The organism is Streptomyces sp. ICC1, assembly GCF_003287935.1.
GTDB classification, from domain to species: domain Bacteria; phylum Actinomycetota; class Actinomycetes; order Streptomycetales; family Streptomycetaceae; genus Streptomyces; species Streptomyces tritrimontium.
This window is the reverse complement of sequence record NZ_CP030287.1, coordinates 8,486,646-8,499,808: the sequence shown is the minus strand read 5'-3', so window position 1 is coordinate 8,499,808 and position 13,163 is coordinate 8,486,646. Positions and strand designations below refer to the sequence as shown.

Below are 13,163 nucleotides of genomic sequence, written 5' to 3'. Positions count from 1 at the left end.
TGCCGGACCCGCGGCCCGGCACGGTCCCGGAGCGGCGCGGGCACGGCCGTGGGTGACAAATCTGGCTGAAGAGGTGCGCACCGGGGCAGCCGGGCTCCGGTCGGGCGATTGTCGCGTTCTCCCCGCTCGAGCGGCGGGGTCGCGGGGACACCGGGCACGGGGCACTGCCCGGCACGGGGACACCGGGCACGGGGTCGCGGGACACGGGGTCGCGGGGCACGGGGTCGGGGCCGGCGCTTGTACACCTCTGACGGTGCCGCAGGTCCACTCGGTGTAGGTCTCGGGGCGGCGCGAGAGCACGGTGGTGCCCGTCGGGGTGCGGGAGTTCGTACGGGAGCTGCTGCTGGAGGCCGAGGACGCGCTGCGCGCGCTGCCGGCGGACAGCGTGACGCGGATCGAGGTGCTGGCGGTCGGCGCCGACGCCGCGGCCCGCTTCGACGCGGAGCTCGCGGCCCGGCTGCTGGCCGACGCCGAGAGCGCGGCGTGGACCGGCGGCGATGGCGACGGGGCGCGGGTGGCCCGGCTGCTGACGGCTCTGGCCAAGGCCACCGCGGCGCACGCCCCGGCGCGGGCCCGGCGGCTGCTGACCGATGCCCAGCAGGCACTGTTCACGGTGTCCGGCGCGGAGCGGCGGGGCCCGCTGCGCGCGGTGGCGGAGGAGCTGGCCCGGGTCGCCCCCGAGCAGGCCGCCCTGATCGCCGAGTACCACTTCGAGGGCAGCCCGGCCGACAACCGGCTCCGCGCCCGCATCGGCACCGCCGTCAACGCGGCCGACCCCGGGGAGGCCGAGCTCCGGCTGGCGTCGATCGCGGACGCCGGGCTGCGCGGGGCCGCCACCTACGACATGGTGCTGGCCGTCGCCCCGCGCGACCTGTCGGCGGCCCTGCGCCTGAGCGAGCGGATCGGCTCCGCCGGGGGCCGGCTGCTGGCGCTGTGCCAGGTGGCGCGCGATCTGGCCGAAGCCGGGGACCCGGCGGGCGGGGCCCGGGCGTTGGAGCAGGCCGAACAGGAGCTGCCGCTGTTCCTGGAGGAGCGGGCGGCCTGGCTGCGCGAGGAGGCCGCGCACCACGCCGAGCAGGGGCGGCTCGTCCGGGCGGAGCGGCTGCGCAACCAGGCCGCAGGCCTGCTGCGCCGCCACCCCGAGGAGGCCGCCGACGAGAAGGCCGGCCACGGCCTGGACTCGCTGGCCCGCGCCCGCGAGAGCGTCGAGCGGGGTGCACGGCCGCCGCTGGACCCGGCGGCCGCGCGGGAGCGCGCGGGCCGGGCCCGCAACCTGCCCGAAGCGGCCGACCGGGCCCGCGCGCTGGCCCGTACCGCGCGGGAGTGCGTGGCGGCGGGCCGGGCCCCCTGGCCGGCGGAGGCCGCCGCCGCGGGGAGCGCACCGGCCGAGAGGACGGACCTGGGCGGCCCGGACGCGGGGCGGCGCTCCGGGACCCCGACCGCGGCCCCCGGGAAGCAGGCGTGGCGCGGCGACGCCCGCCCGGACGAACTGCACGCGGCCGGAGCCCACGTGGTGTGGCGGGCGGGCACCGAGGTGGGCTGCGTACGGGCCGAGGCGGGCACGACCCGGTGGACGGCCCACGCCGACGCGGGCGCGGCCGCGCCGGCGCTGCCCGGAACCGGGCAGGTGTGGGCGCGGAGCGCGGCGGACGCCGCCACGGTGTACGTCGAAGTGGGGCGCGGCGGCGAGGAAGGGGTGCGGCTGCTCGCGCGGGAGCCGCGCGACGGGCGGGTGCGGTGGTGGCGGGACCTGCCGTCGGCGGGGGCGCTGCGCAGCATCGGTCCGGTGCTGCTCCACGGGGCGCCGGGCGATCTGACCGCCCTGCACTCGGCGACGGGCGAGATCCTGTGGCGGCGCGCGGTGACCGACCCGTCCACCCGCTCCGCCGCGGCGGTCGGCGACTGCCTGCTCCTCGGCGACGAGAGACAGTTCCAGGCGCTGGACCTGATGAGCGGGCGCCGGACCTGGTCGCAGCTGCGGGGCCGGGAGGCCTTCGAGCGCACGCACGCCCAGCGGCCCGTGCACGTGCTGGACGGCGAGGTCCTGCGCGCCCTGGACGGCGGGACCGGCCGGGAGCTGTGGCAGTTCGCCCTGGGGGTCCGGGCGCGGGGGCCGCTCGTCGAGCGCGGCACGGTGTACGCGGCCGCGCACCGCGCGCAGGGCGGTGACCTGGTCTTCGCGCTGGACGCGGAGACCGGGGCGCTGCGCTGGCAGCGGACCGTGGTCCGGCACGACGCCGCCGAGTGCACGCTCGAACTGCTGGGCCTGCGGCCGGGCGGCCTGTACGTGCGGGCCCGGTCCGGCGGCCGGCGCGGACTGCTGGGCCGGGAGGCGGGTCCCTTCGTCGCCGTCCTGGACCCGGCGACGGGCCGGCAGTTGCGCCAGTGGGTGCACCCGGCGCTCGCCGAGGGGGACGCCGTGCTCGTCGGCGGCCACCTCGTCCTGTCCCGGCCGGAGCTCGCGGCGTACGGGCTGCCGTAACCACCGCGGGGGCCGGCCGGGGCTCGGCCGGCTCCGGGTGCGGGGGTGTGGCCGGCTCCGGGTGCGGGGGTGTGGAACGGCCCATACTCTCCCAAATGTGACTCCGCCGAGAAGCAGGACGAAGAGACGCCCCACCGCCGGCATACCCGTCCGGACCGGCCTCGCCCTCGCCGCCGCGCTGCTCGCGCTCTCCGGCTGGGCGGCGGCCGCCGCGCCGCCCGCCCGGGCCGACGACCCGGTCACCCTGTCCGCGCAGGGCCAGATCACCGACCGCGTGGGCGCCCTGGGCGACCGCAAGGCCGCCGTCACGGCCGCGCTGGACAAGCTGTACGCCGACCAGAGGGTCCAGCTGTTCGTCACGTACGTGCGCGATTTCTCCGGCCGCTCCGCGCAGAGCTGGGCCGACGCCACCGCCGAGAAGAACGGCCTCGGCCAGAACGACGTCCTGCTGGCCGTCGGCACCGGGGCCCGGCAGTACGCCTATTCGGCCGATGCCGCATCCGGTTTCACCGAGGAGCAGCTCGCGGCCGTCGCGCGGACCGCGATCGAGCCCGCCCTGCGCGAGAACGACTGGGCGGGAGCCGCGATCGGCGCCGCGAACGGCTACGGCGCGGTCCTGGCCGGGAAGCCCGTACCGGTGCCCGCGATCACCCCCGGCGTGGCCGACCCGGGCGGCTCCGCCGCGAGCGGCGAGAGCGGCACCGGGGACTTCGTCCTCCCGGTGGTCGCGGTCGGCGCGGCCGGCGCCCTCGGGGCGTACGCGTACTCCCGCCGCAAGCGCCGGAACGCCGGTGGAGGCGGTGGCCCGAAGACCACCGGCTGGTCCGGGCAGGACACCCCGCCGGCCCCGCTCCCCCTCCCCGAGCTGGACGCGAAGGCCAAGGCCCTGCTGGTGGAGACCGATGACGCGATCCGCACCAGCACCGAGGAACTCGGCTTCGCGACGGCCCAGTTCGGCGAGGAGGCCGTATCGGCCTTCACCGAGGCCGTGGAGTACGGGAAGGGCGAGCTGACCGCCGCGTTCCGGCTGCGCCAGCAGCTCGACGACGCCTACCCGGAGGACGACGCCACCCGGCGCCGGATGCTGGACGAGATCGTGGCGCGCTGCACCGAGGCGAGCCGCCGGCTGGACGCCGAGACCGCGGACTTCGACCGGCTGCGGGATCTGGAGAAGAACGCCCCGGAGGCCCTCGCCACCGTGGAGGTCCACTTCCGCACGCTGACGGGCCGCACCACGACGGCGGAGGCGACCCTCGTCGCGCTCGGCCGGCAGTACGCGGACTCGGCGGCCGCCCCCGTGTCGTCCAACCCCGAACAGGCCAAGGACCGGCTGCTGTTCGCGACGACCAGCCTGGGCGAGGCGCGCGCCGCGATCGTCGCGGGCGACAACGGCAAGGCCGCCGTGCACGTCCGCGCCGCCGAGGGCGCCGTCGACCAGGCCACGACCCTCGTCGACGCCGTGGAGCGGCGCGCGCAGGAGCTGGCGGAGGCCGCCGGGAAGCTGCCGGGCGCCCTGGGCGAGACGGACACGGACCTCGCCGACGCGCGCGGGCTGCTGACCGGCACCGCCGAGGGCACCTCGACCGCCGATCTGCGCGGCCGGATCGGCCGGGCGGAGGCCGTACTGGCCGGCGTACGCCAGGAGCAGGCCGCGGGCCGGTACGACCCGTTGGACGCCCTGCGCCGCGTGGAGGAGGCCGACGCGGCCCTCGACGAGGCGCTGGCCGGGGCGCGCGAGCGCGAGTCGGGCCGACAGCGGGCGGCGGCCCTGCTCGACCAGGCCCTGCTCACGGCCCGCAGCGCGATCGGCGCGGCCGCGGACTACATCACCACCAGCCGGGGCGCGGTCGGCAGCCAGGCCCGCACCCGGCTGGCGGAGGCGCAGCGCCACCTGGAGCGGTCCACGTCCCTGGCGGGGTCGGATCCGGCGGGCGCGCTGGCCGAGGCCCAGCAGGCGGACTCGCTCGCGCGCCAGGCGCAGCAGCTGGCAGAGCAGGACGTACGGGGCTACCAGGACCCGTACGGCGGTGGCGGTGGTGGCGGCGGTGGCCGGCGGCGTCGCCCTGGTGTTGCTCGGAGCCGCGTACGGGCCGGTCGTACGGGTTCTCGGGCGCGGGCGCAGGAGGGCGCGGGCCGGTGTCCGCTGGCCTGCGGGACGGGGCCGGCGGCGGTCCGCGCAAGGTGTCGCGGGTGATCCTGCTGGACCCCGCGGACCGGATCCTGCTGCTGCACGGCTTCGAGCCCTCGGACCCGGCGGACGACTGGTGGTTCACGGGGCGGGCGGCGGCGCGGTGGATCCGCGCACCATCAGCTCGGCGGGCAGCATGGTGATGCCGCCCGGGGGCAGTGCTCTGCGGCCGGTGACGAGCTGGGCGGCGAGCACGCCCGCCTCGCGCAGCGGCACCCGGACGGTGGTGAGCGGCGGCGCGGTGTCGACGCAGACGGGCAGGTCGTCGAATCCGGCGACGGACACGTCCTCGGGTATCCGCAGGCCGGCTTCGCGCAGGGCGGCGGCGACCCCGGTGGCGACGGTGTCGTTGGCCGCGGCGACGGCGGTGAAGGGGGCGCCGCGGCGCAGCAGTTCGCGGGTGGCGTCATACCCCGCGGAGCGCTCGAACCCGGCGTGCACGGTGAGGGCGGCGCACCGCTCGGGCAGTGCGGGGTCGTGGTCGTGCAGGGCGTCCCGGTGACCGGCGAGGCGCTCGCGTGTGGTGCTCAGCCCGGGTGGGCCCGCGACGTAGGCGATCCGGCGGTGGCCGAGCGCCAGCAGGTGCTCGGTGAGCCGGAAGGCTCCGGCGCGGTCGTCGAACATGACGGTGGCGACGGGGAGTCCGGCGGGCATGGGCAGCGGGGGGCGGCCGCACAGCACCACGGGGGCGCCGGTGGCCGCGATCCGGGCGAGGCGGGCGGCGAGTGCCCGGGTGTGCTCCGGCTCCTCGACGGCTCCGCCGGTCAGGACGACACCGCCGGCCCGCTGGCCCTCCAGGAGGGCGAGGTAGGCGAGCTCGGCGGCCGGATCCCCCTCGGTGTTGCAGACGACGGCGAGCCTGCGGGCATCGCCCTGGCCGCTGGGCGCCAGGGCGCCCTGCAGGGCGCCGGCGAGGATCCCGAAGAAGCTGTCGGCGACGTCGTGGACAAGGACGCCGATGAGGTCGGAGGTGGCCGCGGCCAGGGCCCGCGCGGGGCCGTTGGCGATGTAGCCGAGGTCCTCGACGGCCTGCTCCACCCGGGTCCGGGTGGCGCCGGCCACCGGATATCCGCCGTTGAGCACGCGCGAGACCGTCGCGGGCGACACCCCTGCCCGCACCGCCACTTCGGCGAGCGTGACTGCCATCAGACCCCTCCTTCCGATCGTCCCCGGTCATCGTCTCATCCGGTGTGTGGATCTCCATAGTCGCCGATTGAGAAAGCGCTTTCTATCACCCGTAAGAGTCTTGCACCGCCGCGTTGCGCGGCCCTAGCCTGTTGGAAGTGAAAGCGCTTTCTATGCTGCTTTCCCTGCAACACCGCACAAGCCACACCGCACAAGACGAAGGAGGGGGACACCGTGGAGCGCAGGACGATCAAGATCGCCATGAACGGCGTCACCGGGCGGATGGGATACCGCCAGCACCTGGTCCGCTCCCTGCTCGCACTGCGCGAGCAGGGCGGACTCGACCTCGGCGACGGCACGGTGCTGTGGCCGGAGCCGGTGCTGGTCGGGCGCCGCGAGGCGGCCCTGCGGGCCATCGCCGACCGGCATGGGCTGGAGCACGTCAGCACGGACCTTGACGCGGTCCTGGCCGATCCCGGGGTCGAGGTCTACTTCGACGCGCAGGTCACCAGCGCCCGCGAGGCGGCCGTGCGCAAGGCCATAGCGGCCGGCAAGCACGTGTACTGCGAGAAGCCCACCGCCCTGACCTTCGCGTCGTCCCTCGAGCTCGCCCGGCTGGCCGACGCGGCCGGGGTCAAGCACGGAGTGGTGCAGGACAAGCTGTTCCTGCCGGGCCTGCTGAAGCTCAAGCGGCTCATCGACGGCGGGTTCTTCGGCGAGATCCTCTCCGTGCGCGGGGAGTTCGGCTACTGGGTCTTCGAGGGCGACTGGCAGCCCGCCCAGCGGCCGTCGTGGAACTACCGGACGCAGGACGGCGGCGGGATCGTCGCCGACATGTTCCCGCACTGGGAGTACCTGCTGCACGAGCTGTTCGGCCGGGTCCGCACGGTGCAGGCACTGACGCGCACCCACATCGGCCGCCGCTGGGACGAGGAGGGCAAGCCGTACGAGGCCACCGCGGACGACGCGGCGTACGGAACCTTCGAGCTGGAGGGCGGTGCGGTCGCGCAGATCAACTCCTCCTGGGCGGTCCGGGTCAACCGCGACGAGCTGGTGGAGTTCCAGGTCGACGGGACGCACGGCTCGGCGGTCGCCGGGCTGCGCGGCTGCCGGATCCAGCACCGCGCGGCGACGCCGAAGCCGGTGTGGAATCCGGACCTGCCGCTGACCGAGCGGTTCCGCGACCAGTGGCAGGAGGTCCCGGACAACAACCCCGCGGACAACGGCTTCAAGGCCCAGTGGGAGCTGTTCCTGCGCCACGTCGTCCTGGACGAGCCCTGGCAGTGGGACCTGCTGGCCGGGGCCCGCGGGGTGCAGCTGGCCGATCTCGGACTGCGCTCCTCCGCCGAGGGCCGGCGGCTCGCGGTGCCGGAGGTGACGCTGTGAGCATCCGGCTCCCGTCGATGGACGGCGGTTTCCGCCCGCACACGCCGACCAGCGTTCCGCTGGCCCCGCTGAACTGCGCCCCGGCCGGCAGCCGCACCTTCTATTCGGCCGCGCACGTGGTCGCCGATCCCCTCTTCGCCTCGGCCGACTCCGCGCCGGTGATCGACTGGGAGACCACACTGGCCTTCCGGCACCGGCTGTGGGCGCAGGGGCTCGGCGTGGCCGAGGCCATGGACACAGCGCAGCGCGGGATGGGCCTGGACTGGCAGGTCGCCGCGGAGCTGATCCGCCGGTCGGCCGCCGAGGCCCGGTCGGTGGGCGGGCGGATCGTCTGCGGGGCGGGCACCGACCAACTGTCCGCGGACACGCTGCATTCGACGGCCGCCGTCACCGCGGCGTACGAGGAGCAGCTGGCGCATGTCGAGGCGTGCGGTGCGGGCTCCGTGCTGATGGCCTCGCGCGCCCTCGCCGCCGCGGCGCGCGGCCCCGAGGACTATCTGGAGGTGTACGGGGGGCTGCTGCGCCAGAGCGCCCGGCCGGTCGTCCTGCACTGGCTGGGGCCGATGTTCGACCCGGCTCTGGAGGGCTACTGGGGGCACGAGGACCTGAACGAGGCGACGGAGGTCTTCCTGAAGATCATTTCTGAGTGTCCGGAGAAGGTCGACGGGATCAAGGTCTCGCTGCTCGACGCGGGACGCGAGGTGGACATCCGGCGGCGGCTGCCGGCGGGGGTGCGCTGCTACACGGGGGACGACTACCACTATCCGGAACTGATCGCCGGGGACGGGGAGCTGGCCAGCGACGCCCTGCTGGGCATCTTCGATCCGATCGCCCCGATCGCGGCCCGTGCGGCGCTCGCGCTCGACGAGGGGGATCCGGCGGGGTTCCGGGAGCTGCTGGATCCGACGGTGGCGCTCTCGCGGCACCTGTTCGCACCGCCCACCCGCTACTACAAGACGGGGGTGGTCCTGCTGGCCTGGCTCGCGGGATACCAGGAGCACTTCGCGATGGTGGGCGGGCTGCACTCGGCCCGCTCGCTCCCCCATCTGGCGACCGCGTACGAAATGGCCGACGACCTGGGCCTGTTCCCGGACCCGGAGCTCGCCGAGGCCCGGATGCGTCAGTTGCTCTCCCTGCACGGGGTTTCGTCGTGAACGGGGCACCGGCACCGGCGCCGGCCCGGCTCAGCCTGAACCAGGAGACGATCCGCCAGTGGTCGCTGCCCGAGCTGGTCGCCGGGTGCACGGCGGCCGGGGTGGGCGCGGTCGGGCTGTGGCGCGATCCGGTGCGGAGGTTCGGGGTGCGGGAGGCGGCGAAGCTGGTCGCCGGTGCGGGGCTGCGGGTCAGCTCGCTGTGCCGGGGCGGCTTCTTCACCGCCGCCGACCCCGCGGGGCGCGCCGCCGCCCTGGAGGACAACCGCCGGGCCGTGGAGGAGGCCGCCGAGCTGGGGGCCGATGTGCTGGTCCTCGTCTCGGGCGGACTGCCCGAAGGCGACCGGGATCTGGCGGGGGCCCGGGAGCGGATCGTCGACATCCTGGGCGAGTTGTCGCCGTATGCCGCCGGGTTCGGGGTGCGGCTGGGGATCGAGCCGCTGCATCCGATGTACGCGTCGGACCGCTGCGTGGTCTCCACGCTCGGGCAGGCCCTGGACATCACCGAGCGGTTCCCCGCGGAACGGGTCGGGGTGGTGGTCGATTCCTACCACCTGTGGTGGGACGAGCGGCTCCCCGCCGAGCTGCGTCGGGCCGGCGAGGGCGGGCGGATCGTGTCCGTCCAGGTCGCCGACTGGGTGACCCCGCTCCCCGAGGGCGTACTGCTCGGCCGGGGGCAGTTGGGCGATGGCTCGATCGACCTCAGGGCCTTCCGGGAGCTGACCGACGCCGCCGGGTACCGGGGGCCGGTGGAGGTGGAGATCTTCCATCCGGGGCTGTGGGCCCGGGACGGTGGAGAGGTGCTGCGGGAGGTGGTCGAGCGCTACCGCGAACACGTCGGGTGACGCGGGCGCCCGGGGGCACGGGGCGCTGAGAAGGGTCGTTTGAGGATACGGAGACGACTGAGATATACACAGAGGAGCTCGACGGCAGCGTCAGATGTGTATAAGGTACAGACCCGTCCCAGAACGCAAAGCGCCCCCCACGCACCCGCCAGAGCCCACTTACCCTTGCTGCCTTCCGGCCCTGGGGGAGTTGGGTGAGATAGCGCCACGTGAGGGGCTGGCCCCACCCTAGCGGATGAAGCGCCCGGGAATCGAGCCGGACCCCACCGGGATCACCGCCGGTCGATCACGTTCGCGAGCACCCCTCAACGTCTTGTATTGTTTGCCGCGGAGGATTCGCCTAGTGGCCTAGGGCGCACGCTTGGAAAGCGTGTTGGGGGCAACCCCTCACGAGTTCGAATCTCGTATCCTCCGCCATTGCTCTCACCGGGCAATACGTTGAAGAGCCCCACCGCTTGCGGTGGGGCTCTTTGCGTTCCCGGTCGGCTCCCCATCCGTGATCGCGTCGACCACGACGCCAGGGACCACCCGCCCGGCCGCCCGGACTGGGCGTGCGTGGGGGCATACCCGGACATACCGTTCTCTGGAGGTGCCCAGAGGTGCCCGGAGCGGCGCGGTGCGGGCGGGAAGCGGGTGGGTGCGGGTGGCGTGGACGGACTGGCTCAGGACGGAGATCTTCCGGCCCTACCCCGAGCTGCTGATCTTCCTGACCATCGCCGTCGGCTTCCTGCTCGGCCGCATCCGCTACAAGTCGATCGCCCTGGGCGCCGTCACCGGCTGCCTCGTCGCCGGCCTGGTCATCGGCTCCCAGGCCAAGGTGGAGATCGACGGGCCGATCAAGTCCGTCTTCTTCCTCATGTTCCTCTTCGCCCTCGGCTACGACGTCGGCCCGCAGTTCTTCCGCGCCCTGCGCAAGGACGGCCTCCCCCAGGTCGTCCTCGCCCTCATCGTCTGCGTCACCGGCCTCGCCACCGCCTGGGCCTTCGCCGCCCTCGCCGGCTACGGGCCCGGCCTCTCCGCCGGGCTGCTCGGCGGCGGCCTCACCCAGTCCGCCGTCATCGGCGTCGGCGCCGACGCCATCGCCCACCTGCCCGGCATCGACGCCGGTGAGGCCCGGGACCAGGCGCACCTGATCGCCGTCGCCTACGCGGTCACGTACCCCCTCGGTACGGTCCTGCCCGCGCTGCTCCTCGCCGGCGTGCTGCCCCGCCTCCTACACAGGGACCTCGCGGCCGAGAGCGCCGTACTGGCCGCCGACCTGGAGGCCGCCGAGAACGACCCCGACGCCGGGGAGGGCTACTACAAGCACGTGCTGCGCGCCTACGCCGTCGACGTGGCGGCCTTCGCCGGACGCACCATCGGCGACTTCGAGGCCGAGCAGAAGGCGGCGGGCCGGCGCGTCTACATCACCCGGCTGCGCCGCGCCGGGGAGATCCTGGAGCACACCCCCGGCACCCGGATCGAGCTCGGCGACGTGCTGGCCGTCAGCGCGGTCCGCGGGGACCTCGTCTCCTACGACGCGCGCACGCACATCGGGATGGAGACGGACGACTTCGAACTCCTCGCCTACCGCACGGAATCCCTGCACGTCGTCGTCACCGAGCGGAACCGCGAAGGACGGGGCGGGCGGGGCGGGCGGGGCACAGTGGCCGCAGCGGGCGGGCCGAGCGGGCCGGGCGTGCGCACCATCCGCACCCTGCGCCACGAGGAGTTCATGCCGGGCGTCTTCGTCGAGGAGCACTGGCGGGCCGGCGCCGACCTGCGGGTCCGGCTCGACAGCACCGTGGAGCGCGGGGACACCCTCGTGCTCACCGGGCCCCGCAGCCGGGTGCAGGCGGCCGCGGAGCGGCTGGGCAAGCCGGTGCCGACCAGTTTCGCGACGGACATGGTGTGGATCGCGCTCGGCCTGTTCCTCGGCGGCTGCCTGGGCATCCCCGCCCTGCACGCGGCGGGCGCCCCGCTGTCGCTGTCGACCTCCACCGGGGCGCTGCTGATGGGCCTGGTCTTCGGCTGGATCCGGAGCAAGTACCCGACGTACGGGAACCTGCCGTCGGCAGCGCAGTGGCTGATGGGCACGCTCGGGCTGTGCGTGTTCGTGACGGTGGTCGGCCTCAACGCCGGCCCGAGCTTCGTCCCCGGCCTGCGCGAGGCCGGCTGGCCGCTGCTGTTCTGGGGCGCGGCCGTGACGACCGTGCCGCTGCTGGCCGGATTCGCGTACGGGCACTTCGTGCAGCGGCTGCCCCTGCCGATCCTGCTCGGCGCCCTCGCCGGCGCCCAGACCACGACCGCCGCCCTCGGCGCCCTCACGGAGCGCGCCCGCAGCCAGATCCCGGCGCTGGGCACGACGGTCCCGTACGCGCTGGGCAACATCCTGCTGACGATGTGGGGTTCTGTGATCGTCCTGCTGCGGCAGTGACGCGCTCCCGCACGGCGGCTCAGGCGGGTCAGACAGGTCAGGCGGGGCCGCCGGCCCGCTCGGCCTGGCGGCGGGCCGTGTAGGCGCCGAGGTCCCGCTTGATCTCCATCACGGACTCCACCGGGATCCTGACGGGCTCGCAGTACAGCGCGTCGCACGAGCGCGGGTGCGTGCCGTCGATCAGCGACACCCCGCTGAGCACGAGCCCGGCGTTCTCCTCGATGTCGGTGCAGAGGACGGGGTGGAAGAAGCAGTCCTCGTAGACGTCCCCCACCCTGATGCCCGCCGGGTTGCGGGGGTCGGTCGGCGCGGTCGGCGCGGTCGGCGCGGTCGGCGCGGTCGGCTCGTTCATGCGGGCCAGCCTGCCACGGGGGCTCCGGGGGATCGGCCGTGGGACTCAGCCGTGGGGGATCAGGGCCACCGGGCCGCCGGCGTGGTGGGCCACCGCGTGGTCCGTGGGGCCCATGCCGTGGAGGGGTCGGTGGCGGCGGCGGCCGACGACCAGGAGGCCGGCGGACGCGGACTCGTCGACCAGGACGCGCTCGGCGTCTCCCGGGAGGCTGACGCACTCGGTCGCCACCCGCGGATGGCGCGCGGAGACCGCGGCCACTGCGGCTTCGAGCCCCTCCGCAGCCGCCGAGCCCTTGCCCACCGCGTACACCGCGCGCAGCGGCAGCCCGTGCGCGGCCGCCCACGCGTACCCGAACTCGAGGACGGGGACGTGGTCGCCCGCCGGGTCCACCCCGACGACGACCCCGCGCCCGCGCCGCTCCCGCTCGGCGGGCTCCCGGATCAGGACGACGGGGACTTCGGCGCGTCCGGCCACGTGCAGGGCGGTGGAGCCGAGCCGCGGGACCAGGTGGTGGTGGTCGCCGCTCGCTCCGAGCACGATCAGCCCGGCGTTCGCCCGGGCGGCCGCGCGCGGGATCTCGTTGCCCGGCCCGCCCTCGGCGGTGGCCGTCTCGACGGTCAGCCCGGGGTGCGCGGCGCGCAGTTCCGCGGCGAGCGACGCCAGTACGGACACCATCGCGAGCTCGCTCTCGCCGAGCACCGGCTGGAACTCGGGGGAGATCGGCTGGACGGTCGGCCAGGCCTGGCCCACGTGGAGCAGCCGGAGCGGCGCCCCCGCCGACGCGGCCTCACGGGCCGCCCAGCGGGCGGCTGCGAGGCTGCGGAAGGACCCGTCGAAGCCGACGAGGAAGGGGAGGGGAGGCGCGGGAGGGACGGCCGGGACGGCCGGAACAGGCGGAACAGGCGGAACAGGCGGAACAGGCGGGACAGGCGGGACAGGCGGAACGGGCGGTACGGACATCAGCGGCACCCTTCTTTCCATGCCGCGGCCATTTCCTGGTCGCTACTACACGACGCTACGCCCCTCGCCCCTTTTCTCCCTTTTAGCCAGCTTCGCTGCATCCCCCCAGGCCCTCCGGCGCCCCCGCCGCGGCGCTAGTGCCGTGACCGGAAAGGTTTGCCGGGTCGCGGTGTCCGGTGCGGTGCATCGCAAGGCGGAGGATCACGTCGCGTACTGGACGTACTCGCGTGGTCCGACAACGCGGCGAGGTGCCGTGCC

At 75.1% G+C, this 13,163-nt stretch carries 9 protein-coding genes, 1 tRNA gene, 1 other RNA gene and 1 pseudogene; 8 read left to right on the top strand and 4 right to left on the bottom strand.

Going from position 1 to position 13,163, the window contains the following annotated elements; all coding sequences use genetic code 11:
- The first annotated feature begins 304 nt into the window (after nt 1–304).
- From DRB96_RS39830 to DRB96_RS45545, 3 genes and pseudogenes are all read left to right on the top strand, one after another.
- On the top strand, nt 305–2,482 hold the full coding sequence (locus DRB96_RS39830) for a PQQ-binding-like beta-propeller repeat protein (protein WP_162689142.1): 2,178 nt from the start codon (nt 305–307) through the stop codon (nt 2,480–2,482).
- A 178-nt stretch (nt 2,483–2,660) separates the two neighbouring features.
- Nucleotides 2,661–4,676: a TPM domain-containing protein gene (locus tag DRB96_RS39825; protein WP_239517902.1), complete on the top strand. Its 2,016-nt coding sequence runs from the start codon at nt 2,661–2,663 to the stop codon at nt 4,674–4,676.
- A pseudogene (locus tag DRB96_RS45545) lies at nt 4,619–4,756 on the top strand (DNA mismatch repair protein MutT); the annotation flags it as partial. The gene DRB96_RS39825 and the pseudogene DRB96_RS45545, both read left to right, overlap by 58 nt.
- Here the strand turns inward: DRB96_RS45545 and DRB96_RS39820 are convergent.
- Nucleotides 4,752–5,816: a LacI family DNA-binding transcriptional regulator gene (locus tag DRB96_RS39820; RefSeq protein WP_112452757.1), complete on the bottom strand. Its 1,065-nt coding sequence runs from the start codon at nt 5,814–5,816 to the stop codon at nt 4,752–4,754. The pseudogene DRB96_RS45545 and the gene DRB96_RS39820 overlap by 5 nt on opposite strands.
- A gap of 213 nt (nt 5,817–6,029) precedes the next feature.
- Between DRB96_RS39820 and DRB96_RS39815 the strand changes: the two genes are divergently transcribed.
- The 3 genes from DRB96_RS39815 to DRB96_RS39805 are packed head-to-tail and all read left to right on the top strand — an operon-like array spanning nt 6,030 to nt 9,177.
- Entirely contained in the window at nt 6,030–7,181 is a 1,152-nt protein-coding gene (locus tag DRB96_RS39815; RefSeq protein ID WP_162688897.1) for a Gfo/Idh/MocA family oxidoreductase, read from the top strand.
- A complete protein-coding gene (locus tag DRB96_RS39810) occupies nt 7,178–8,335 on the top strand; it encodes a dihydrodipicolinate synthase family protein (protein WP_112452756.1) in 1,158 nt (385 codons plus the stop codon). The genes DRB96_RS39815 and DRB96_RS39810 overlap by 4 nt, the downstream gene beginning before the upstream one ends.
- Nucleotides 8,332–9,177: a sugar phosphate isomerase/epimerase family protein gene (locus tag DRB96_RS39805; RefSeq protein WP_112452755.1), complete on the top strand. Its 846-nt coding sequence runs from the start codon at nt 8,332–8,334 to the stop codon at nt 9,175–9,177. Before DRB96_RS39810 ends, DRB96_RS39805 begins: the two co-directional genes overlap by 4 nt.
- 123 nt (nt 9,178–9,300) lie before the next feature.
- Here the strand turns inward: DRB96_RS39805 and ffs are convergent.
- An RNA gene (gene ffs / locus DRB96_RS39800) (signal recognition particle sRNA small type) lies at nt 9,301–9,399 on the bottom strand.
- Nucleotides 9,400–9,506: 107 nt separating this feature from the next.
- On the opposite strand from ffs, the gene DRB96_RS39795 reads away from it, so the two are divergent.
- Both DRB96_RS39795 and DRB96_RS39790 read left to right on the top strand, forming a co-directional pair.
- Nucleotides 9,507–9,594 (top strand) — tRNA-Ser (locus DRB96_RS39795).
- Between the two features lie 226 nt (nt 9,595–9,820).
- On the top strand, nt 9,821–11,593 hold the full coding sequence (locus DRB96_RS39790) for an aspartate-alanine antiporter (protein ID WP_112454346.1): 1,773 nt from the start codon (nt 9,821–9,823) through the stop codon (nt 11,591–11,593).
- A gap of 37 nt (nt 11,594–11,630) precedes the next feature.
- On the opposite strand, the gene DRB96_RS39785 is transcribed toward DRB96_RS39790, so the two are convergent.
- Nucleotides 11,631–11,945 carry a hypothetical protein gene (locus DRB96_RS39785; protein WP_204357933.1) on the bottom strand — a complete coding sequence of 105 codons (315 nt, stop codon included), beginning with the start codon at nt 11,943–11,945 and terminating at the stop codon, nt 11,631–11,633.
- A gap of 45 nt (nt 11,946–11,990) precedes the next feature.
- Nucleotides 11,991–12,905, bottom strand: coding sequence for a universal stress protein (locus DRB96_RS39780; RefSeq protein ID WP_239516909.1), 915 nt, complete (start codon nt 12,903–12,905; stop codon nt 11,991–11,993).
- Between the last annotated feature and the right edge of the window lie 258 nt (nt 12,906–13,163).